General features: G+C 46.1%; 23 protein-coding genes. 18 read left to right on the top strand and 5 right to left on the bottom strand.

Annotated elements, in window-relative coordinates:
• Window positions 1-74: 74 nt before the first annotated feature.
• From ON006_RS11150 to ON006_RS11165, 4 genes are read left to right on the top strand one after another with little or no spacing between them, the layout of a single operon-like run.
• On the top strand, window positions 75-1,031 hold the full coding sequence (locus ON006_RS11150; protein ID WP_244819860.1) for an ABC transporter ATP-binding protein: 957 nt from the start codon (window positions 75-77) through the stop codon (window positions 1,029-1,031).
• On the top strand, window positions 1,031-2,608 hold the full coding sequence (locus ON006_RS11155) for an ABC transporter permease/substrate-binding protein (protein WP_244819861.1): 1,578 nt from the start codon (window positions 1,031-1,033) through the stop codon (window positions 2,606-2,608). The genes ON006_RS11150 and ON006_RS11155 overlap by 1 nt, the downstream gene beginning before the upstream one ends.
• Window positions 2,589-3,746 (top strand): ergothioneine biosynthesis protein EgtB, encoded by a 1,158-nt coding sequence (egtB, locus tag ON006_RS11160; RefSeq protein ID WP_244819862.1) that lies wholly within the window; start codon window positions 2,589-2,591, stop codon window positions 3,744-3,746. Before ON006_RS11155 ends, egtB begins: the two co-directional genes overlap by 20 nt.
• A 15-nt stretch (window positions 3,747-3,761) precedes the next feature.
• Complete coding sequence (locus ON006_RS11165) at window positions 3,762-4,706, top strand: L-histidine N(alpha)-methyltransferase (protein ID WP_244819863.1); 945 nt, start codon at window positions 3,762-3,764, stop codon at window positions 4,704-4,706.
• Window positions 4,707-4,709: 3 nt separating this feature from the next.
• Here the strand turns inward: ON006_RS11165 and ON006_RS11170 are convergent, their stop codons facing one another.
• The 4 genes from ON006_RS11170 to ON006_RS11185 form a co-directional block, all read right to left on the bottom strand.
• Window positions 4,710-5,348 carry a response regulator gene (locus ON006_RS11170; protein ID WP_244819864.1) on the bottom strand — a complete coding sequence of 213 codons (639 nt, stop codon included), beginning with the start codon at window positions 5,346-5,348 and terminating at the stop codon, window positions 4,710-4,712.
• 2 nt (window positions 5,349-5,350) lie between these two features.
• Complete coding sequence (locus ON006_RS11175; RefSeq protein ID WP_244819865.1) at window positions 5,351-7,243, bottom strand: sensor histidine kinase; 1,893 nt, start codon at window positions 7,241-7,243, stop codon at window positions 5,351-5,353.
• A gap of 29 nt (window positions 7,244-7,272) precedes the next feature.
• The gene (locus ON006_RS11180) at window positions 7,273-8,592 is read right to left on the bottom strand and encodes a glycosyltransferase (protein WP_244819866.1); all 1,320 of its coding nucleotides are present in this window, start codon (window positions 8,590-8,592) and stop codon (window positions 7,273-7,275) included.
• A 490-nt stretch (window positions 8,593-9,082) separates the two neighbouring features.
• Window positions 9,083-9,403 carry a hypothetical protein gene (locus tag ON006_RS11185; RefSeq protein WP_244819868.1) on the bottom strand — a complete coding sequence of 107 codons (321 nt, stop codon included), beginning with the start codon at window positions 9,401-9,403 and terminating at the stop codon, window positions 9,083-9,085.
• Between the two features lie 137 nt (window positions 9,404-9,540).
• Here ON006_RS11185 and ON006_RS11190 point away from each other — a divergent pair, with 137 nt between their 5' ends.
• From ON006_RS11190 to ON006_RS11240, 11 genes are all read left to right on the top strand, one after another.
• Window positions 9,541-11,838, top strand: coding sequence for a glycoside hydrolase family 95 protein (locus tag ON006_RS11190; protein WP_244819869.1), 2,298 nt, complete (start codon window positions 9,541-9,543; stop codon window positions 11,836-11,838).
• A gap of 158 nt (window positions 11,839-11,996) precedes the next feature.
• On the top strand, window positions 11,997-12,518 hold the full coding sequence (locus ON006_RS11195) for a DinB family protein (RefSeq protein WP_244819870.1): 522 nt from the start codon (window positions 11,997-11,999) through the stop codon (window positions 12,516-12,518).
• Between the two features lie 186 nt (window positions 12,519-12,704).
• Window positions 12,705-13,319: a hypothetical protein gene (locus tag ON006_RS11200; protein ID WP_244819871.1), complete on the top strand. Its 615-nt coding sequence runs from the start codon at window positions 12,705-12,707 to the stop codon at window positions 13,317-13,319.
• Window positions 13,320-13,473: 154 nt separating this feature from the next.
• Entirely contained in the window at window positions 13,474-14,793 is a 1,320-nt protein-coding gene (locus ON006_RS11205; RefSeq protein WP_244819872.1) for an MFS transporter, read from the top strand.
• A 31-nt stretch (window positions 14,794-14,824) separates the two neighbouring features.
• Entirely contained in the window at window positions 14,825-15,205 is a 381-nt protein-coding gene (locus tag ON006_RS11210; protein ID WP_244819873.1) for a VOC family protein, read from the top strand.
• A 36-nt stretch (window positions 15,206-15,241) separates the two neighbouring features.
• On the top strand, window positions 15,242-15,736 hold the full coding sequence (locus ON006_RS11215; RefSeq protein WP_244819874.1) for a DinB family protein: 495 nt from the start codon (window positions 15,242-15,244) through the stop codon (window positions 15,734-15,736).
• Between the two features lie 32 nt (window positions 15,737-15,768).
• Complete coding sequence (locus ON006_RS11220; protein WP_244819875.1) at window positions 15,769-16,341, top strand: dihydrofolate reductase family protein; 573 nt, start codon at window positions 15,769-15,771, stop codon at window positions 16,339-16,341.
• A 43-nt stretch (window positions 16,342-16,384) separates the two neighbouring features.
• Complete coding sequence (locus tag ON006_RS11225; RefSeq protein WP_244819876.1) at window positions 16,385-16,807, top strand: secondary thiamine-phosphate synthase enzyme YjbQ; 423 nt, start codon at window positions 16,385-16,387, stop codon at window positions 16,805-16,807.
• An 81-nt stretch (window positions 16,808-16,888) separates the two neighbouring features.
• The gene (locus tag ON006_RS11230; RefSeq protein WP_244819877.1) at window positions 16,889-17,446 is read left to right on the top strand and encodes a hypothetical protein; all 558 of its coding nucleotides are present in this window, start codon (window positions 16,889-16,891) and stop codon (window positions 17,444-17,446) included.
• A 423-nt stretch (window positions 17,447-17,869) separates the two neighbouring features.
• Window positions 17,870-18,136 (top strand): hypothetical protein, encoded by a 267-nt coding sequence (locus ON006_RS11235; protein ID WP_244819878.1) that lies wholly within the window; start codon window positions 17,870-17,872, stop codon window positions 18,134-18,136.
• 44 nt (window positions 18,137-18,180) lie between these two features.
• The gene (locus ON006_RS11240) at window positions 18,181-18,561 is read left to right on the top strand and encodes a DoxX family protein (RefSeq protein ID WP_244819879.1); all 381 of its coding nucleotides are present in this window, start codon (window positions 18,181-18,183) and stop codon (window positions 18,559-18,561) included.
• Between the two features lie 81 nt (window positions 18,562-18,642).
• Here ON006_RS11240 and ON006_RS11245 read toward each other — a convergent pair whose 3' ends face one another.
• Window positions 18,643-19,626 carry a GlxA family transcriptional regulator gene (locus tag ON006_RS11245; RefSeq protein ID WP_244819880.1) on the bottom strand — a complete coding sequence of 328 codons (984 nt, stop codon included), beginning with the start codon at window positions 19,624-19,626 and terminating at the stop codon, window positions 18,643-18,645.
• 195 nt (window positions 19,627-19,821) lie between these two features.
• Here ON006_RS11245 and ON006_RS11250 point away from each other — a divergent pair, with 195 nt between their 5' ends.
• The 3 genes from ON006_RS11250 to ON006_RS11260 are packed head-to-tail and all read left to right on the top strand — an operon-like array spanning window position 19,822 to window position 21,354.
• Window positions 19,822-20,265 carry an SRPBCC family protein gene (locus ON006_RS11250; RefSeq protein WP_244819881.1) on the top strand — a complete coding sequence of 148 codons (444 nt, stop codon included), beginning with the start codon at window positions 19,822-19,824 and terminating at the stop codon, window positions 20,263-20,265.
• Window positions 20,266-20,292: 27 nt separating this feature from the next.
• The gene (locus ON006_RS11255) at window positions 20,293-20,814 is read left to right on the top strand and encodes a DinB family protein (RefSeq protein WP_244819882.1); all 522 of its coding nucleotides are present in this window, start codon (window positions 20,293-20,295) and stop codon (window positions 20,812-20,814) included.
• 54 nt (window positions 20,815-20,868) lie between these two features.
• Complete coding sequence (locus tag ON006_RS11260; RefSeq protein WP_244819883.1) at window positions 20,869-21,354, top strand: peroxiredoxin family protein; 486 nt, start codon at window positions 20,869-20,871, stop codon at window positions 21,352-21,354.
• Window positions 21,355-21,375 lie beyond the last annotated feature (21 nt).

The raw sequence follows: 21,375 nt of genomic DNA on the forward strand, positions 1-21,375 counted from the left end.
GCTTATTTTATGTACAAACAGAAGGTGCAGTTCATCACTGCATTTCCTGAACTTTCCAGCTGCCACCAAAAATCATGATCATAGCCGACCAAATCAGCAAACATTTTAATGACATTCAGGCGGTTAAAAACATTTCTTTTGAAGTAAAACAAGGTGAAACAATGGTGCTCCTAGGTACCAGCGGCTGTGGAAAGACCACGACATTGAAAATGCTGAACCGATTAATTGACGCCACTTCGGGCAACATTACCATTGACGGTAAAAATATTTTTCAAGAACAGCCGGAGATCCTCAGACGTACCATTGGCTACGTTTCGCAAAACAACGGCCTGTTCCCGCATTTCACCGTTGCTCAAAATCTAGCGGTAGTTCCGAAGCTACTAGGGTGGAAAAAGGACAAGATCCTGCAAAGGTCGGGCGAACTGCTAGACCAGCTGAAATTGCCATTCAATGAGTTTGGCAACAAGTATCCCGATGAGCTCAGCGGCGGACAAAAACAACGCGTTTCACTAGCCAGGGCACTTATTGCCGATCCGCCGGTACTGTTAATGGACGAGCCTTTCGGCGCACTGGATCCCGTCACGCGCTCGGGTATACGAAAAGAATTCAAGCAGTTGCCTGAGCTGAAAAGTAAAACCATCGTACTCGTAACACATGATGTACAGGAAGCCTTTGAGCTTGGAGATCACGTCTGTTTAATGGATAAGGGGCAAATCGTTCAATCGGGTACGCCGGAGGCTTTGATATTTAACCCGGAGAATGACTTCGCGAGGTCATTTTTTAAAGATCAGAGGTTGTTGCTGCAATTGAAATCATTGAGTTTGAAAACCATCTGGAACCAGCTTTCTGGCGCTCCTAATGCTTCGAAAGCTGACATTACCAGCGATGAAAGTCTTTGGGGAGCGATGGAAATATTGTCGGAAAAGCAGTCGCAGCAACTCGTTGTTGGCGATCTCGGATTGTCAGAGCAAAAAATAGTCACACTAGCGGTGATCGAAACTGCTTTTAACCATATTCAAAACCGTCGTTAATGGAAGCACAACAGAGCTTGTGGGAGTTTATGATGCAGCAGTCGGACAAGCTGTGGGACCAGACGGTTTCGCACATTGGCCTCACCTGCATTTCCCTGCTCGTGGCTGTGATCATCGGTTTACCACTTGGAATCTGGATTGCGCAGAAGAAAAAAGCGGCCTGGCTGGTACTCGGTTTTGCCGGAATTTTACAGACGATACCCAGCATTGCATTATTGGGTTTTATGATCCCATTGCTCGGAATAGGCCCACTCCCGGCGATTACTGCGTTGTTTTTATATGCTTTGCTGCCTATCATCCGCAACACTTACACCGGCATTACGGGCGTCGATGCGGCCATTACCGAGTCGGCGCGGGGAATGGGGATGAGCAAATGGCAGGTGCTTTTCAGTGTTGAACTCCCGCTGGCCATGCCGGTGATTCTGGCCGGAATTCGGACGGCGACGGTGATCAATGTGGGTGTGGCGACGCTGGCTGCTTACATTGCTGCTGGCGGTCTCGGGGAATTCATTTTCGGTGGTATAGCACTTAACAACACCAATATGATACTCGCCGGGGCGATCCCGGCAGCATTGCTCGCCATTCTGCTGGATTTTTTGCTGTCATTGATACAAAAGACCAATGTAAGGCAAATGCGAAAAATGCCAGCGGTACTCGCAGTTATTCTTCTGACATTGTCTTCCTTTTACATTATCCCGCGTTCGGCGCAAAACATGCTGGGAGGCTTTACCCCTGAGTTTATGGGGCGGGAAGATGGATACCTGGGCCTCAAATCGCAATACAAATTGGACATTCCAACGGTGGTGATCAGTGATGCCGTGATGTACAAGGCCGCATTTGAGAAAAAACTGGACGTGATCAGCGGATATAGCACCGACGGACGCCTCAAAGCTTACGACTTGCTGACGCTGGAAGACGACAAGCACATTTTTCCGCCTTACTATGCCTCTCCATTGATCAGAAAAGAGGTTTTGATAAAATATCCTGAGCTGCAACCTGTACTCGAACAGCTTTCCGGCAGGATCAACGACTCCGTGATGACGGAGCTGAATTATCGTGTGGACTATCTCAAACAAGTGCCCGAAAAGGTTGCACATGATTTTTTGGTAGAGCAAAAACTTTACAAAAAACCACTCGGCGGGAACAAAGGAACAGTTCGGTTAGGTTCTAAAATATTTGCAGAACAGTACATTCTGATCAATATGTACAAAGAGCTGATCGAGGGTAATACCGAACTGAAAGTGCTGACGCGAACAGGCCTGGGAGGCACCAAAATATGCTTTGACGCATTGACAAATAATGAAATTGATATGTACCCGGAATACACGGGAACAGGTTTGCTGGTTATTCTGAAACCAACCAAAAAGCAGCTTATTGAACTTTCGGGCGACCGCGACCGGGTGTTTGAATATGTCAAAAACGAATTTTCGAAACAATACGGGCTTGCATGGCTGAAACCCATCGGCTTTAATAATGCCTACGCATTAATGATGCGGAAAGAACAGGCACAATCCTTGAACATTAAAACCATTTCCGATTTAAAACGATATTCATCTAATGAAAACCACCAGCATTAGGGAAGCATATAACAGTGTTAGAAAATATTCCGAACATATTTGCGCACCGCTTGAAACAGAAGACTATGTCCCTCAACCCGTTCCATTTGTAAGTCCTCCAAAGTGGCACCTGGCGCATTCAACCTGGTTTTTTGAAACATTTATATTAAAAAACCTCATTGAAAATTATCAGGTTTTTGACCCGGATTTCAATTATTTGTTCAATAGCTATTACAACAATGTAGGCGAGCGCACCCTGCGTACAGACAGGGGAAATGTTACACGCCCGACCACAAAAGCTGTGTACGCATACCGCCAACATGTGGACGCCTGCATGAACGATTTGCTTGAAAGTGAGCTGGACGACGCGGCATTATCACTGATAGAATTGGGACTCCATCACGAGCAGCAACATCAGGAATTACTGGTGACGGACATTAAGTACATTCTGGGCCACAATCCATTGTTTCCGGTTTATAAATCTGACCATAATCTTGTTGACGGGACAAATACTGAAACAGGTTTTGTCAAAATTCCAGAAGGTGTTTACGACATCGGTTTTGCCGGAGAAGGTTTCTGTTTTGACAATGAACTGGGCCGTCACAAGGTTTATCTGCACGATTTTGAGATCAGTAAGTCACTGGTTATCAATAAAGAATACATTGAATTTATGAATTCGGGCGGCTACCAGAATTTCAATCTGTGGCTCGACGAGGGCTGGTCGTGGGTGAATGCTAACACTGTTCAGTCACCAATGTACTGGCATAAAATAAACGGTGAGTGGCACTATTATACCCTTGCCGGACTGCAAAAGGTCAATCCTAAGGCAATATTGAGCCATATCAGCTTCTTTGAGGCTTCGGCTTTTGCACAGTGGAAAGGCATGCGGCTACCTACCGAGGCGGAGTGGGAAATTGCTTCCGTGAACCTGGATTGGGGCGCTCGCTGGGAATGGACCAACAGCGCCTACCTTCCCTACCCGGGCTTTTCCAAGGCAGAAGGGGCTGTGGGTGAGTACAATGGCAAATTCATGATCAACCAAATGGTGCTGCGTGGCGCGTCAGTCGCCACATCGCCGGAGCACAGCCGAAGGACTTATCGTAACTTTTTTCACACGCACGAACGTTGGCAGTACACTGGCATCAGGCTGGTGAAGTAACTTGATTCAATCATTATGTCAGACAATACCTTCGCAAAAGATGTTCACAGAGGCCTTTCCGCTCCTTTGAAGCATATTTCTTCCAAATATTTTTACGACGATATCGGCAGCGGTATTTTTCAGGATATCATGAAAATGCCTGAGTACTACCCTACTGCCTGCGAATTCGAGATTTTGTCTTTGCAGGGGGAACGCATTATCGATCGGCTGCATTTTCAGGAACCGTTCAATATCGTCGAATTTGGTGCGGGAGACGGCATTAAGACGCGTCAGTTGCTTAAAAAGCTGATTAGCAGTGGAACTGACTTCTCCTATGTGCCCATTGATATTTCCAAAAAGGCGATAGAGGAACTGGAAACAAACATGCTCCACCATCTGCCCGGATTGAAGATCAATTCTAAGATCGGAAACTACTTTTCAATGATCGAGGAGCTGTCCGCAGCACACACACCGAGCCTGTACTTGTTTCTGGGCGGTAACATCGGTAACTATGAAGTAAATGAGGTCAATGACTTGCTAACCCGGTTCAACGAAAGTATGCGCCCTGGCGACAAGCTGCTGACAGGTTTCGATCTCCAAAAAAATCCTGCTACCATACGCTGCGCCTACGACGATCCGAAAGGCATTACCAAGAAATTCAATATCAATCTGTTACACCGTATCAACCGCGAGCTCGGAGGCAATTTCAAGACAAATCAGTTTGACTTTTACTCCCATTATAACCCGATGAACGGCGAAGTACGGAGCTACCTTGTCAGTTTGGTACCACAGAAAGTACACGTTCAGCGAATGGATAAATGTTATACATTTCAACAAAACGAACTGATCTGGACGGAGCTTTCGAAAAAGTACACATTAACCGAGATCGAAACTACGGCCCGGAATAATGGTTTCCAAGTAGTAGAGCATTTTCTGGACTGCAAGCATTATTTCACGGACAGCCTCTGGGAAAAAGCTTAGCGGCTAGCGGACACTACCCAGCGCGAAACGCAACAGGCTGTTTTTACCGTTCAGGTTCAGCTTTTTGGCAATATTCGTCCTGTGATTGAAGACCGTTTTTTCACTGATAAATAGTTCGTCAGCGATTTCCTTGCTCGATTTATATTCGGCGATCATTTTGACAATCTGCTTTTCGGCTGGCGTAAGCTGGTCCAGCAAGTCAGTACTTACTTGCTTGTTGGTAGCGGTTGCCTTTTTGAGCAGATAGGACGATATTTCAGGGCTCAGGTACGATTCTCCTTCCATTACTTTGTAAATGGCATGAATGATATCAGAAACCGCGTTTTCTTTCAAAACATAGCCCAGAACGCCAATTTCCAGTGACTTCATAAACGGCGCCTTTTCTTTGTGCATCGTCAGCATGATCACAGGAAACTCGGGTTTGATCTGCAGAATCTTTTCAGCCGCTTCGAGACCACTCATTTTGGGCATATCAATGTCGAGAATGACCACGTCAAATGAATGCGTTTGGAACGCCAATAATGCTTCCTGCCCGTTTTGAGCACTTTTTGTCACCTTAAAATCCGGATCAGTTTCGATCGTTTCTTTCAGCCCTTTCAAAAAAATCGGATGATCGTCCGCGGTCAGTATTTTGATTTCCATGATCAAATTAAAATTGTAAAATTCAAAATGGTGCCGTGTGGCTGGTTGCACGTAATTTCCATGTACCCGTTCAGAATGTTAAGCCTTTCCCGTATGCCTAGCAATCCGAAACCGTTCTTTCCCCGCCCGGCTTGCTGCATCCCGATGCCGTTGTCAGCAATGGTAATTTTCAGTTCGTTTTGCTCCCTTCTGATACTGATCCGCGCCTCGGTGGCCTGTGCATGTTTCACAATATTATTAAAACATTCCTGAATGATACGGAACACATTGATCTCATTGGACTTAGACAGCAGGTTGTCAAACAATTCAATGTCGGTAACAATATACAGTGTCCCCGACTCCATCACATCTTCCAGCAGACTGTTTACCGATTGGGTAATGCCCAAAAGATCAAGATGCAGCGGCCTCAGGTTATAAGAAATGTTACGTACTTCCTGAATGTTCTCCCCTACCATTTTTTCAAGATCGGTAACGTGCTTTTCCTTGGCCAATGGCTTTTCCATATCCCTTTTGAGCATCAGTACCTTGTTTTTGACCATTCCCAGGCTTTGTCCCAAGCTATCATGCAGTTCGGCGGCCACTCTTTTTCTTTCATTTTCCTGAGACTCAATCAGCTGGTGAGAAAACAAAGTCGCCTGTGCCAGGGCTTCCAGCTGACTTTCCTCTTTTTCCCTTTTATAAATATGCAGCTTCTTGGCCAATGCATAAGAAAGGATAATGGCTTCCAGGGCTGATCCCAAAATGTAAGCATTCTCGGTAAACCAGTTCTGGGGGAGAATTGCCTGGTCTTTTAATGCATAAATGATGATTCCGGCAGAAAGAATAAAAAAACCGAATAGAAAAATCCTGGCCGGTTTAAAGCCGCATTGACGCATTTCCTCAGATATAATTCCGGGACCAAATCTAAAAAACCTGGCCGGCCGGAATCCTTTAAGCACCACGATTGTGCTGGCAATCAAAATGTATATGATCACCAGCAACGATATCACCCAAATCAGGACAAAGCCTTCAAGTCTTTGTCCGTTCAGGGATATAGCTATGCAAATAATGCATAGCAAAAATAGCACGTTTTCAATTTTCCATGAATGCCGGACACGCAAGCCGGTGTCCAAAAATGTTCTGGCGAAAAGCAGAAGAAAAATACAGGCAAGCGAGCCGGTGAAATTGGAGTGATTGGCTTGCGGAAACCCGGGAACGACAAATTGAAGAAAATAACCTTTGGTATAAGCAATGTTCAATGCAATGAAAAAAACGTAAAAAACGTAGAACAGGTACGCACGCTCTCTCAACGAGATGAAAACGAACAGGTTATAAAGTACTAGCGCCAGAATAAGGCCGAAATACATCCCGTTCCAGATATCCACCGACTGGCTTTGTTCGAAAAGATATTGCATCGTAGCTACTTCCAGCGGAACGCGCAACACCGCATTGCTCCTGACCCTCAGGTAGTACACCACTGTTTCCCCGCCAGCCGCATTCAGCGGTAGTATCATCTGTGTAGTCAAAACAGGCCTTTCGGCAAATGGCCTGGCCGAACTCATTTCTGACTTTATAAAACCACCCTTTCCGTCCGTTTTGTAAAGGTCTATCTCAGTCAGAAACGGTGCCCCAATGTGCAAGAACCATTCCTTTCCCGCATCATTGCGAATGACAAACCTCAGCCATACCGCCACATCCGAAGGCCCGAAGTTCAGCACCGGCTGCTCCATTTTCTTAAAATCTGCCGTACGTTTCAATACATCGTGGAATGTCAGCGAACCTGGTTCGTCCACCAGTAGCTTCATGTCTTTGGCAAGGTCGTAAGAAACATGCACGTCTTTCAAAGCAATGGTACCTGCCTTTAATCCCAGTGAATTAACCAGCAGAAACACAAGCAGGTAACAATACTTTTTCATTGTCAGAAACAACTGTTGAGGTAGGTGGTTCAAAGATATTCAGAATACACGTCAGGCCCTTGGGCTGGTATATTTAATAGTTCATTGATATATTTTTCACAAAGCTGCTGCGGGTTATAATCTTTAAACTCCATGCTTAGCTTTTTGACATTGTTACTGAAAGCACTATTGGACAGCACTTTTTGAACACTGTTACTGATCTGTTCCGGGCTTGGAAATTCTGTTTTAAGATCAATACCCAGGCCAAAATAGTCGACTCTTGCATTGATTTCGTTCTTCCCTTCATGAATACCGGCCACCACCAGCGGCAACTTGTTCTCAATGCCCAGCATCACACCCCCGTAGCCTCCATTGGTGACGTAGACGTGGCAATGCGGCATAATATCATTAAAAGGAATAAAGTCACGGATCACGATATTATCCTCAGGAAACCGCTTTTGCAGTTCGGCTGTTTGCGAGCCGCCCGTAGTGGCGATCACGAGATGTTTGCTGTTTTTGAATGCTTTCAGCGTCGGTACTATGATTTTTTCCGGATCTTTTTCCAATGTCCCCTGCGTAACCAGGATCACTTTTTCGTAGGCATTCAGTTTATCGCCCAGGTCGGGAAGCGGCATTTGCTTTCCGGAATAAGGAAGCAGAGCACCAACATACCGGATATGAGAGCTCAGATCGCTTCGCTTGTATTCAAACCCAGGCGTACCGCTTTGAAGTAACAGGTCCGATTTTTTTCCCAAGACATCGAAAACATTGCCCTTAGCAGGCTGGATACCGTATTTCCGGAACATTTCCCTGAATATCGCCGCTGACTCCCGAAACAAAACCCGATCGGCGAACATCCGCAGGAAGTCCTGTTTTCTTCTTCCAAAAAATGTATCGGACGGTGTCATGCCCAGGCCTGCCGGAGGGAGATCTTTCGAGTTTTCTGTGAGCGGAAACACGCCAATTGCAACGACCTTTTTATGCAAAACCTCTTTTACAAAAGGGATAGCCGTAAAAGCAACGTCCGAAATCATGAGGTCGAATGACCAGGACTCGTTGATTTCCTGAATGTCTTCGAAAAATTCGGGAGCCCTTAAAACAAAGGAATTTTTGATGTCTAACTGCAATTTTTTGATCTGGCTTTGAATTTCGACCCGCTCCGGAAATACCTCATCCATGCTATGTTGGTCATATTCAACCGCTTTCTTGAATGGATAAAATGGAATGTCCAGTTTTTTAACTTTTTCCTCGTAAAAACTGGCCGAGTACCACCTTACATCGTGCCCCTGCGATTTGAGGTGCATGGCAATACCCGTCAATGGATTGAAATGCCCGTCAAAAGGCATGTTGGCAAAAAGAATTTTTTTCATGGCTAAATGATTTATTTGAATGTAAACTGATAATGGTTTTAATGAAGGAATTATCTGAAAGTCCCAAGTAAGGCCACGATTTCTGTCCCTTTTAAATCTAACTTTTCCTTGATAACCGCAGGTGGCGGACAATTTGATGTCTTGTGTCCTGCGCACTCGCTGTAATTTACATTCTTCGTGTACGCGGCTTTTTTACCGGTTTGACACCCGAGACTTAGTACCAGCGCAATGACAGCGCCGGAAAAGTAGTTTCTGAGTAATTCTTTGGAATACGTTTTCATGGCTAATGTAACAAGTTGTTTCCGACTAATTTGTGTTAATTGAACGATACAAAATTAGAAGGACAAACCACGGCCAGGAATAGGAATTGATGCTCATTTTAATAGGTAGTACTGCTCATATCAGACGCCCCGGAGCAAAAAAAACAAGAAGGCCGCATTGCTGCGGCCTTCTTGTTTTTTTTACATTACGCTTGATTTCCGACTCAGGTTCAATTACTTGATACGAATTTGTTGAAGCGACTTTCTTTTCCGTCACTACTTTTGTCCTGGTAAAGAAATTCCAGTTTACTTTCATCGAATTTTGCGAAAAAATCTTCCCAGCTGATTTCTTCCAGCGTGTCTTTGCCCGTATATCCGGGGAAATCTATGCGAAGGATCCCTGTATCACCTTTCGAATTCCCGGTACCTTTAACGGTAGCAGGTTTACCACCTCTTTTTTCCACCCAGGAACGGATTGTATCGTGATCTCTGGTGCTGGTAGAAGCGTCATTTGTATCACTTTGACGTGTGTTACTTTTTGTAGTAGCCATGTTTTCAGTTGTTTAATGATGCCCATTTCTCTTCAAAAAGCATGCCCGTAAGAATCGACATTCAGCAAATAATATCTTGTTGTACGGGAAGAGTTTGGAAAAGCACGTCGGATTCACAGGCAATACTTCAAAAAAATATGAAACACATTCTTTCTGTCATCCTCTTTTCGCTTTTTACTTTTTCGGCCGCTTTTAGCCAGTATGATCAAAAACTTTGGTACAAAAAGCCTTCCGGACAGTGGGAGGATGCGCTTCCCATCGGTAATGGCACGTTGGGCGCAATGGTTTTCGGCGGCGTGGCTACCGAGCAGATACAGTTTAATGAAGAAACCCTTTGGACCGGTGAACCAAGGAGTTATGCGCACAAAGGTGCTTATCAATACCTGGGCGAAATTCGTTCGCTGCTCAATGATGGGAAGCAAAAGGATGCCCAAAACCTGGCGACAGAACAATTTATGGGGCAACCATTGCGCCAAATGGCATATCAGGCTTTTGGCGATCTGTACATTGATTTTCCAGGTCACAACGATTACACAGACTACCAAAGAGAGTTGGACCTGACAACCGGGTTGGCCAAAGTCGCTTATCATTCAAATGGTGTCAATTATTCAAGAGAGGTTTTTGCAAGTTACCCGGCGAAAGCGATTTATATTAAACTAACTGGTAGTCAAGCAGGTAAACTTGGATTTTCGGTTCGGACAGACGCACTGCACGCCGCTAAAAAAATTTCCGGGAATGGTAATGAGCTGATGCTGGAAGTAAAAGTTGACAAAGGAGTGTTGCAGGGCGTGGCCAGGATCAAGGTCCTTACCGACGGCGACCTTACCCAGCTTGATGGAAAGATTACTGTCGACAAGGCCACACAGGCGACCATAGTGCTCACTGCGGCCACTAATTTTGTGAACTATAACAAAGTCGATGGTAATCCGTCCGAAAAAACTGCCCGGATACTAGCAAATGCACCGGGTTACGACCAGGCCAGGAAAGTATATTTAACTGACTATCAGTCATTATATAACCGGTTTCACCTGGTCCTTCCCTCCAAAACCAATTCATCATTACCTACCAACGAACGTCTGATACGCTTTAAGGAAAAGCCAGACGATCCCTCATTGCTTGCACTTTACGTACAATTTGCCCGCTACCTGTTGATTTCGAGTAGCCGGAAAGGTACCCAGCCAGCCAACTTACAGGGTATCTGGAACCACAAGCTCAATCCGTCGTGGGACAGCAAGTATACCGTCAACATTAACACAGAAATGAATTACTGGCCGGTGGAGATGACGAATCTCAGTGAATGCCATGAGCCTTTGTTTTCAATGATCAGGGATGTGTCGCAAACCGGTAGCGAGGTTGCGAAGGAACATTATAATGCAAAAGGCTGGGTCCTGCACCATAACACTGATATCTGGCGTGGGGCAGCGCCTATTAATGCCTCGGATCATGGAATATGGGTGACGGGCGGTGCCTGGCTGAGCCTGCACCTCTGGGAACATTACCGGTTTACGCAGGATGAAGAATTCCTGAAAAATACGGCCTACCCGCTCATGAAAGGCGCGGCGACATTCTTCCTGGATTTTCTGGTGAAAGATCCGGTCAGCGGAAAACTGATCAGCTCGCCTTCCAATTCTCCCGAAAATGGCGGACTCGTTGCGGGTCCTACGATGGATCATCAGATCATACGTGGCCTTTTCCGCGCCTGCATTGCGACGTCCGCGATACTGAAAACCGACATTGAATTTGCGTCACGGCTTGGCAAAACAATGGAACAAATAGCCCCAAACCACATTGGCAAGTACGGACAATTACAGGAATGGATGACCGACCTGGACGATTCTGCAAGTCATCACCGGCACGTTTCCCACCTCTGGGGCGTATACCCGGGCGAAGAAATCACGCCTTCCAAAACACCTGACCTGATCCAGGCTGCCAAAAAATCGCTTCAATTCAGGGGTGATGATGGTACGGGTTGGAGCCTGGCGTGGAAAATCAACTACTGGGCCCGCTTCCTCGATGCCGAACATGCTTATACGATGATCCGCAAACTGTTTAATCCAGTGATCGATGCATCCCAAAAAATGTCCGGAGGAGGCTCCTACCCTAATCTTTTCGATGCGCACCCGCCATTCCAGATCGATGGAAACTTTGGCGGCGCGGCAGGGATACTGGAACTGTTGGTACAGAGTCATTTGGGCGAACTTCACTTGCTACCCGCATTACCAGCCAGCTTGCCCGACGGAAAGATCAGCGGACTTTGCGCCAGGGGCGGATTTGAATTGACATTGGAATGGAAAGAAGGCAAACTGACAACGATCCACATTCTCTCAAAAACTGGAAACGCCTGCAAAGTACGGTACGGCAACAAAGTAGCCACATTCGCGACCGTCAAAGGGAAGGTGTATAAGCTTGATGGGAATTTGACCATGGACCGATGACCATTGACCATTGAATGTCTGTTTTGTCGATAGTCGGCGGTCAATCGTCGATTTTCAAAAAAAACTTCCATGGCAAAAAACCTGCTGACATACGGCTGTCACTTGGGTGTGTTTAGTTTGTATTGTTATCAAACTTTAAACATAAAAAGACCTTTGACATGGAAACTAAAAGCATTCAAAACAGCGAAATCGATCTTATTGCGGGCGTTATCTCGTCCAAGACATTGTTGGAACACTGGCAGGGCCATCGTCGCCTTACCCGCAAGACTATTGAGGCATTTCCTGAGGATAAACTTTATGATTATTCGATTGGCGGCATGCGCACTTTCTCCGAACTGGTTATGGAAATGATTGGTCTGGCAGCTCCCGGCATCCGCGGCGTTGCCTACGGCGACTGGACTTTCAGCGAGCCGGTACTGGATCACAGCACACCCGCACCTGCGACCAAAGCAGAGATTTTGCAGCTGTGGGACCTGGTTACCGAATACATCGACCATTTATGGCCACAAATTCCAGAAGCTCGTTTTCAGGAAGTGGAATCGGCTTTTGGTCAATATGAGAATACCATTTACGCCACAATTCTCTATCTGATAGACAATGAGATCCACCACCGCGCACAAGGATATGTGTATCTGCGATCGCTGGGCGTACAGCCTCCGTTCTTCTGGGCGAGAGACTAGAAAATACTATTAGCCATGAGCAAAATCTCCCCTGACCGAAGAAATAGTTCACATTACGTGAGCGAATCATTTCTCTGGTCGAGGGAGTCTGCTTAAATAAAGGCTGATTTTTTGTGGAATAATTTTAATAACTACCTTAGTACAAGCATAGCGTTGAAATTATTGATCCATTAAAACAGGACACACATGAAAATTGCAAGCCTGATAACAGCCGCTTTCCTCCTTACCCTTACCGCGGAACATTCCACCGCACAATCCAGAACCCAGCCCGCTCCTACCGGGCAAATCGCCAGACCGGCTGCTGGGCAGTCTGCCAGGCCTTTTGCCGGTTATCAGCCAAAACCTACGGGACAAATCGCCCCCGCAGGCGCCGTACAGATTTCAGGGGTGCCCGTAACGCCACAGCCTGCACAGGCCACACAGCCGGGCCAGGTACCAAAAGTTAGTACCAATCAGGATAGCAGGACCTTCCCGGAAAGATATCAGCCAGATGCGGCTACCCAGCCTCAGCAGGTACTTTCTACATCAGAAACGGAAGTTATTCAGCAGCTGCAACAGAATCCGGCCAGCACCACGAACGCTACCGGCCAGACTTCGACAGTAACCCCTGTTCAAACCAGCACTACCACCACAACGATGCAACCGGTATCACCGACACATCAAAACACACCAGGCCAGCCGATCAACACGACGCAGCCAACGCATGCTCAAAGATCACCATCACAGATACAATCCATACAGTCGCCGAACCAGCCGCAGGGTACTATACCGGCCACGCCGAAAAGGGTAGAACCAAAATGATCGCATAACGTCTTTTGACGGCTATCTCTTTCATTGGCACAATTCCACCCTTAAATTGTCCTATACTGCCACCTACTGTAAAAGTGGTATTGGGTAATTTTGCATATCGGGATTGGAAATTGTCTCAATTTCAAGATGTAACCGAAAAAAAGCCATGAAAACCTTTTATGCCGTACTGGCTAATTCCCTTGCTGCTTCGCTGACCAACAATTCGGTCTGGTTTGCTGTTACATTCTGGGTCTATCTGGAAACGAAGTCAGTGCTGGCCACATCGGTTATGGCGGGTGTGTACCTCGCTACTGTCGCTATTTCAGGATTTTTTCTGGGATCTCTCGTAGATCGGTACAAAAAGAAAACCTCCATGATGCTGTCCGGCATCGCAACATTGATTCTGTATTTGCTGGCACTGGTGATCTATATGACCACTCCGGCAACCACTTTCAAGGACGATTCCAGCGTTTATTTATGGCTTTTCATTACGCTCTGCCTGTTTGGTGCCATTACCGGTAACATTCGCTCGATTGCGCTTTCAACGGTCGTCACCATTCTGATCCCGGAGGAAAGCCGTGATAAAGCAAACGGCATGGTCGGCACTGTGAATGGTGTTTCGTTTTTGATCGCTTCTATTTTCAGCGGGCTGGTGATCGGCTTCATGGGCATTCAGTGGATGATGATACTTGCTGTTGCGCTCACGGTCCTGGTGCTAATCCACTTAACCACGGTCTCTATTCCTGAAAAAGGCATTGTACACACCGAATCGCACATGGAAAGCATTGACATCCGTGGTACGATCGCGGCTGTGGGATTGGTGCCGGGACTTTTCGGGTTGATATTTTTCAATACTTTCAACAACTTCCTCGGCGGCGTATTTATGTCCCTGATGGACGCCTACGGCCTTTCTCTTGTTTCCGTACAAACCTGGGGGCTGCTCTGGGGAGTGCTGAGTATGGGTTTTATTGTTGGCGGGCTCATTGTCGCCAAAAAAGGACTTGGGCCAAAACCACTGAGAACCCTGTTTCTTTCCAACATTGCCATGTGGATCGTATGTATCATTTTTCCCGTGCAGGCCTCCATTGTGCTCCTGGGCGTGGGCATGTTCGCCTACTTATGCCTCATACCGGTGGTAGAAGCCACTGAGCAAACCATTCTTCAGAAAGTAATACCACCCGAGCGTCAGGGCCGTGTTTTTGGTTTTGCGCAAAGCATTGAGCAGGCTGCATCTCCACTGACGGCGTTCATGATCGGTCCTATCGCCAAGTACGTTTTTATTCCATTTATGACCACCGGCCGGGGAGCCGGGCTTATCGGTTCCTGGTTTGGCACGGGGACGGACCGCGGGCTGGCACTTCTATTTATTGTTACCGGAATCGTCGGTTTGATCGTCACCCTGATCGCCATGCAATCAGCAGCCTACCATCAGCTTTCATTGGTTTACAAAAAACCGGAGACTGCCTACGATGCGGAAATTGCTTAGAATCATTATTCACGACAAACTAAAAATCATCATGTTTAGAAAAACCAAAGCATTCAGTGGGTTTTCGGTAGATAACCTATCCAGTGCAAAACAGTTTTATGGAGACATCCTGGATCTTGAAGTTTCAGATATGGCGGAAATGCCACTTCTCAAATTACACATTTTCGGCGGCTACGAGGTCATTATCTACGAGAAGCCCAATCACGAGCCAGCAACATTTACGGTGCTCAATTTTCCTGTCACCGACATTGAAGAAGCCGTAAAAACGCTGAAAGAACGCGGGGTAAAATTTGAGAGCTACGACTATCCGGGTCTCAAAACAGACGCAAATAACATTTCACGAGGCGACGGACCGACAGTCGCATGGTTTACCGATCCTGCCGGAAATATCCTTTCCGTCATCCAGGAGTAAGTTTCTTAATTCATTATTTCAACAATTAAAAATCAAATGGAAAACTTAAAAAGCAGCAAACTGTATGCTATCATTTCACTATATGATATGCAGACGACCTATTTCAGAAATGTCCTCGACGGAATTTCTGACGACGATACGCATAACCGGCTGAACACCAAAGCCAATCACATTGCCTGGCTAGCGGGCAGCCTGGTAGAGCAGCGCTATGAACTTGCCCGGATACTGGGTGTGGACCAGCAGCAAACTTCCTCTGAGCTTTTCAAAAACAACAAGGGGATTCAGGATGATGTCAAATACCCTTCGTTGGATGTTTTCAGAAAAGATTGGGAAGCCATTTCCCCGTTGTTGAAAGAAGCCCTTATCAATTTGACGGACGAAGAGCTTGGAAAAGCCATTCAAATGGGGCCTGATATGACGTTCCCGCTGTACGATCTCATCACCTTTATCTCCTATCGTGAAGCGAATGTGATTGGTCAGATAGCGCTTTGGCGGAGACTTCTTAATTATCCTGCAATGAAATACATGTAGTTAGCTCGCTTTGAAAATCAACCGGATCAGCCATGCAAAAAGTAATTATGGACATCACCATGTCCCTGGACGGATACACGGCCGGCCCGCAAGTATCATTGGAGACACCATTGGGCATCGGTGGCGAGCGGCTGCACGATTGGCTTTTTAAAGACAAGACACCGGCGGATGAAAAACTTGTGAATGATTTACTGAGCAGCTCCGGGTCAGTCATCACGGGCGGACGTACCTACGCCACCGCCATTCCGGAAGCCTGGGGAGGTACCAGTCCTTTCAAAGTACCCACGTTCGTTTTGATTAATGAGGTGCCCGAGGTTGCTGTGGATGGATTTACCTACATTACCACCGGGCCGGAAGATGCATTGAATGCGGCCAAAAAAGCTGCGGACGGCAAGAATGTATGGATCATGGGCGGCGCGGGTACCATTCAGCAATACCTGAAAAAAGGTCTTGCTGACGAACTGCATATTCACATTGCCCATGTCCTGCTCAATGGCGGCACCCGACTATTTGAAACAATTAGTAAAGAACAAACTGAACTTGAAAAGTACAGCCTCACGGAATCCCCAGGAGTCACACATATTTATTTTCGGGTACTAAAATAAGCGGATTTGTGTTTTCTTGCAGGTAAAAAGCGGCAGACACAATATGAATATATTCCAGCAAAGCATTCAATTGAGGGAGAAAAGAAGGGGTTTTCACCTGATTACCGGTGAAATAATGCGTGCTTTACCGCAGATTTCCGGGATCAATTCAGGTATATGTCAGGTTTTCATTCAACATACCTCCGCCTCTCTGACCATTAATGAGAATGCGGACCCGACGGTGAGGAAAGATTTTGAAATGTATTTCAACAAGGCTGTCCCTGAAAATGATCCTGACTATCAGCATGACTACGAAGGCTCGGATGATATGCCGGCGCATTTGAAAGCCTCATTATTAGGCAGCTCTGTCATGATACCGATCCGAAACGGGAAGTTTGCATTAGGTATCTGGCAAGGCATCTACTTGTGCGAACACCGTGATCAGGGCGGGCCAAGAAACCTTGTAATAACTGCCTGGGGAAATTGAACCCGTTGGATAAATGTTTTGACCGATTATTATGCCAAACCGTTTTATTGCGCGCACATCCAACTGCAAATTCCGGCGCAAATGAATTTCTTTCAGAAAATATTCAGTACCACCACTCCCACTGAAAATAGGACGGCAGGCCCCGATCGTGTCCAGATGATTAAGGAAAATACGGACAAGCTCTGGCAGTACCTCGACGAAACGCTCGATTTCTACAATTCACTTGCATGCCCGTGCGCGTTCCCAAGGTTCAGACAAATCGTTGGCCTAGATTGCGTTGATTTCCGAAAATCATTTTACGCAAGTGAAACAGAGGGCTTTATCAGTCTGGCGGGGAAGCACTTTCAAATTCAGGAAATCAGCGGTGGTGATGAGAACAGCAATCAGCTCTGGACTTGTAATACCTGCGCATCCACATTTCATTGCGGTTGGTCCGATTTCAGCATTCATGTGAACAGGACTTTTCTGAAAACCTTAGAATTGAAAACCACCGACATCGGCGCCGATGCCACCCTGCCCATTCCACTTTTTGTTGGCCTGTTCGGCCATACATTCCCCGACCAGTCCTCCATTCTGCCCGTTGATTACGGCACTTTTACGACCTACATCAGGGCATTAAAGTCAGACGTGGCAATTTAGCAGCATTATTGATGAATGCGAGCCTGAACGCCATTCCCCTGTCCGCATTGGGCTTTACGGAGATATGGCAGGATATCGCTTTGGCAAGGTCCCGGATCAAATGCAGTCCCACCCCCGTTTTGATCTCAATTGATACCTGGCCAGCATACAGCGCGTGGACCTGCAAATCGGAAGCCCTGGGCCCATTATCAATGACAATCTTCCTACCTCCTCCCGCAAAAACTCCCGATTGTCACAATCCCCCCCTTTTAATGTCGCAAATCGCATCTATTTTATTGAGCTAATCCTGTTTAGTTTGTTGTACTGAAATATCCGCCGATCAAAAACATATATGTGGCTTTATTTCAACCTATTGAGTGACGGCCCGCGCCACATTCACTCATGAGAAAGTAAAGATTGAAGCCTGTTAACAACGATAGCGACATGGTAGAAGTTTTTAAAACAAATGTGCAGCAACACGTTCAAGCCAAGCTCCTGATTGACCAGATTCACAGGTCATTCGTTGGGTATTGTGCCTGTTTCGACCTTGAAGACTGCGACAAAGTCCTGACGGTCAGGTGCGACAGTCCTCATATCAGGTCATCCTCCCTGATCCGGTTATTACATGATTTCGGTTTCGCCGCTGAAATTATGGATGATATCAGTCCTCGTCGCAAAGGCAGCTCGGTAAGGCTTGTCAAGTACCAATAACGCAGTCAATTTGCCTCCATTCTACCTTTTAACTACTTATTACCATGAAAAAAACCAAAACTATCTACTGGGTTTTCACTGGCCTGGTGGCCGCATTGCTCGGAATAGGCTCAGTATTCGATGCTATTTCGGCACCGGAGGCAGTGGAGCACATTACAAGGATTGGCTACCCGGTTTATCTGGTACCCTTTCTTGGTGTTGCAAAGCTGCTGGGGATTATTGCAATACTCATTCCGGGTTATCCAAAGCTGAAAGAATGGGCTTATGCGGGGCTTTCATACGATCTGATCGGCGCTATTTACTCGCATTTGTCATTTGGCGACGGTCCGAAAATGTGGGCAGGTCTTATTATTGGGCTCGTACTGATTGCCGGTTCCTATATTTTCTATCACAAAAAACAGTCAGAAACTGCCTATTCTGCGTGACATTTTACACTTCGAAAACATACAAAACGAAACATTGTGCTCTTAAAACTGAGGATCAGCCCCAAGGTTTTAAGAGCATTATCAGGCACTCATGGCGCTTCTGTTGTATTTATTGCGGTATTCCACAGGCGACAACCCGGTAATCTTTTTGAATGTGCTACGAAAAGCCTTGGTGTCCGTATAACCTACCTCGTACATCAGTTCCGTAACATTTTTCCGGCTCACCTCAAAGCTCTTTTTGGCGGCCTCGATTTTGACCCGCTGAATATATTCAATCACAGAATTGGAAGTCGCCTTCTTGAACCTGCGCTCGAAACTCCGGCGTCCAACTGCAAACATTTCCGATAGCTGATCGACTGTGATCCTGTCCTGAAAACTCTTTTCAATAAATTCCTGAGCCTTTCTGACGGTTTCATCTTCATGTCCCTTCTGGCCGGTGAACATAATAAAAGGAGACTGCGTGTTCCGGTCGATCTCGATCATGAAAAACTTGGTAGTGTAGATCGCCATTTCGCGGTCCACATATTTTTCAACGAGATAAACCAGCAAGTTCCAGAAAGAATTGGCCCCTCCGCTGGTATAGACACCATTTTCATCGGTAATAATGCGGTCATCCATCAGATTGATCTCCGGAAACATCCTTTTGAAATCTCCTGCCGACATCCAGTGTGTCGTACAGTTTTTACCATTGAGAAGACCCGTTGCTGCTAGCAAAAAGGCTCCCACGCAAAGGCTGGCCACTTCCGCGCCGGTATTATGCTGCTTGGTAATCCATGGAAAAAACTCGTGGTTCATCTCTATCACACTATCCCGGTCTCCATTCACCGCCGGAATGATCACCAGATCTGTTTTTTCGAGATTGTGGATGGTAGCATCGGGTGAGACGCCAAAGACACCACTATATTTTTGAATTTCCGAAGATAAACCTACCAATTGCACTTTAAAAGCAGGTTCTCTTCCCATAGCGGTCAGAAAATCATTGACGAAGGAAAAGAATTTAAAAGGCCCTTCAATGGTTCCGAGGGCTGCATCGCCCTTTGGAACAAGAACTGATATATGCTTCATAAACCAAAAGTAAACAAATACTATGTCGCATTCAACCCCTTTATTTGACATGTTTACACCCCATTTTTTTCGATAAATACCAGTACGTTTGCATAGTTACTGATCCACAGAACTTACTTAGCCTGAACCACATGAAAGTCTTGAAAAATAAAAGCCTGTAAAATCAATTTACTTCAAACTAAAAACCAAAACAACATGGAAACGATGCTCATTAAAAAATCGATTGACATTCACGCTCCCAAAGAAAAAATATGGAATGTCTTAATGGACGACCATTATTCGCGCCAGTGGTATGCGGAATTCAGCGCTGGAACTTATGCTGAAACTGATTGGAACGAGGGAAGCAAAGTCGTGTTTCAGGACGATAGCAAAAGCGGTATCATTGGCATTATCGAGTCCAACAAACCCGGAGAAGAGCTCATTATCGAATACACCGGAATGATAAGAAATGGAATTGAAGATTTCGAAAGCCCTGATGCACAGCTTGTAAAAGGCTTCCGCGAATGCTATTGGCTAACGGAAAACGGCGACAACATTCGTCTGGATATTGAAAGCGATATGGGTAGCGAATATTTCGAGATGATGTCGGCGGCCTGGGACAAAGCGCTGGCAAAAATCAAGGACTTCTCGGAAAACTGAACGTGCAACGCTAATCATCAACAAATCATGAAAACCACTGACATCCTAAAAGACCTCGACGAAACTACCCACGACTTTCTGAAAGTATTATCGGCTTTTGAAGCCGAACAGGTCAATATCGTGCCGTTTGAGGGTAGCTGGACCGCCGGACAGGTCGCCGAACATGTGTTGAAATCGGAAGCCGGCCTGCCCGATATATTACTCGGCCCCACAGCCCATGAAAAGCGCGCAAGCGATGAAAAAGTAGCCATTATCAATTCTATTTTTCTGGATTTCAGCACGAAAATGCAGGCGCCATCCTTCATTATACCTTCCGAAGGCCCGCATGACCAGCAACAATTACTGGCCAGCTTTACAAAGAAAAGATCACAGATCGCAGCAGTCGCCGGTACCGAGGACCTGACTTTGACCTGCATGAGCTTTCGTTTTCCCAATTTGGGAGAACTCACGCGGGTTGAATGGCTTTCCTTCATTATCGCTCATTCCAAAAGACATACGTTCCAACTACGTAACATTTTTGAAAAAGTAACTGAAAAGGTAGAGAGCTAGTACTTCAAAAGATTAATATCTTGCAGATTCTTAGAATTAATGAGTCGCAACATAATGAACCGAAAATTAGCTATCCTTTTCTTGATGCTGGCAGCCAGCATCACAAGTTACTCTCAATCAGCCGCTGGCACGGGTAAAATCGCGCCATTTCAGATCCGCCTTACCAACGGCCAGCAGTTTACGTCCTCACAGCTTGCAGCCGGCCCGGTCGTATTAATCTACTTTTCGCCGGACTGTGATCATTGTCAGGATTTTACTAAAGACATGATCAAAAACTATAATGTCATCGCCAACAAGCAGGTCGTTATGGTGACATTTCAGGCGATGGATATGCTGAAACCGTTTGTAACCCAGTATCGCTTAGGCTCTTATCCAAATATCAAAGTAGGAACGGAAGGGACTTCCTACCTGGTGCAGCGCTACTACCAGATCCGCTCCTTCCCGTACATTGCTATTTATGACAAAAAAGGGAATCTGGTGAAAACTTTTGAAGGAGAACAGCCTCACGCTGAGATCTTCAAGGCGATCAAACAGATCTGAGGAATGAGACTTGGTAAGTCT

It is taken from the genome of Dyadobacter pollutisoli, from assembly GCF_026625565.1.
Taxonomy (GTDB): Bacteria; Bacteroidota; Bacteroidia; order Cytophagales; family Spirosomataceae; genus Dyadobacter; species Dyadobacter pollutisoli.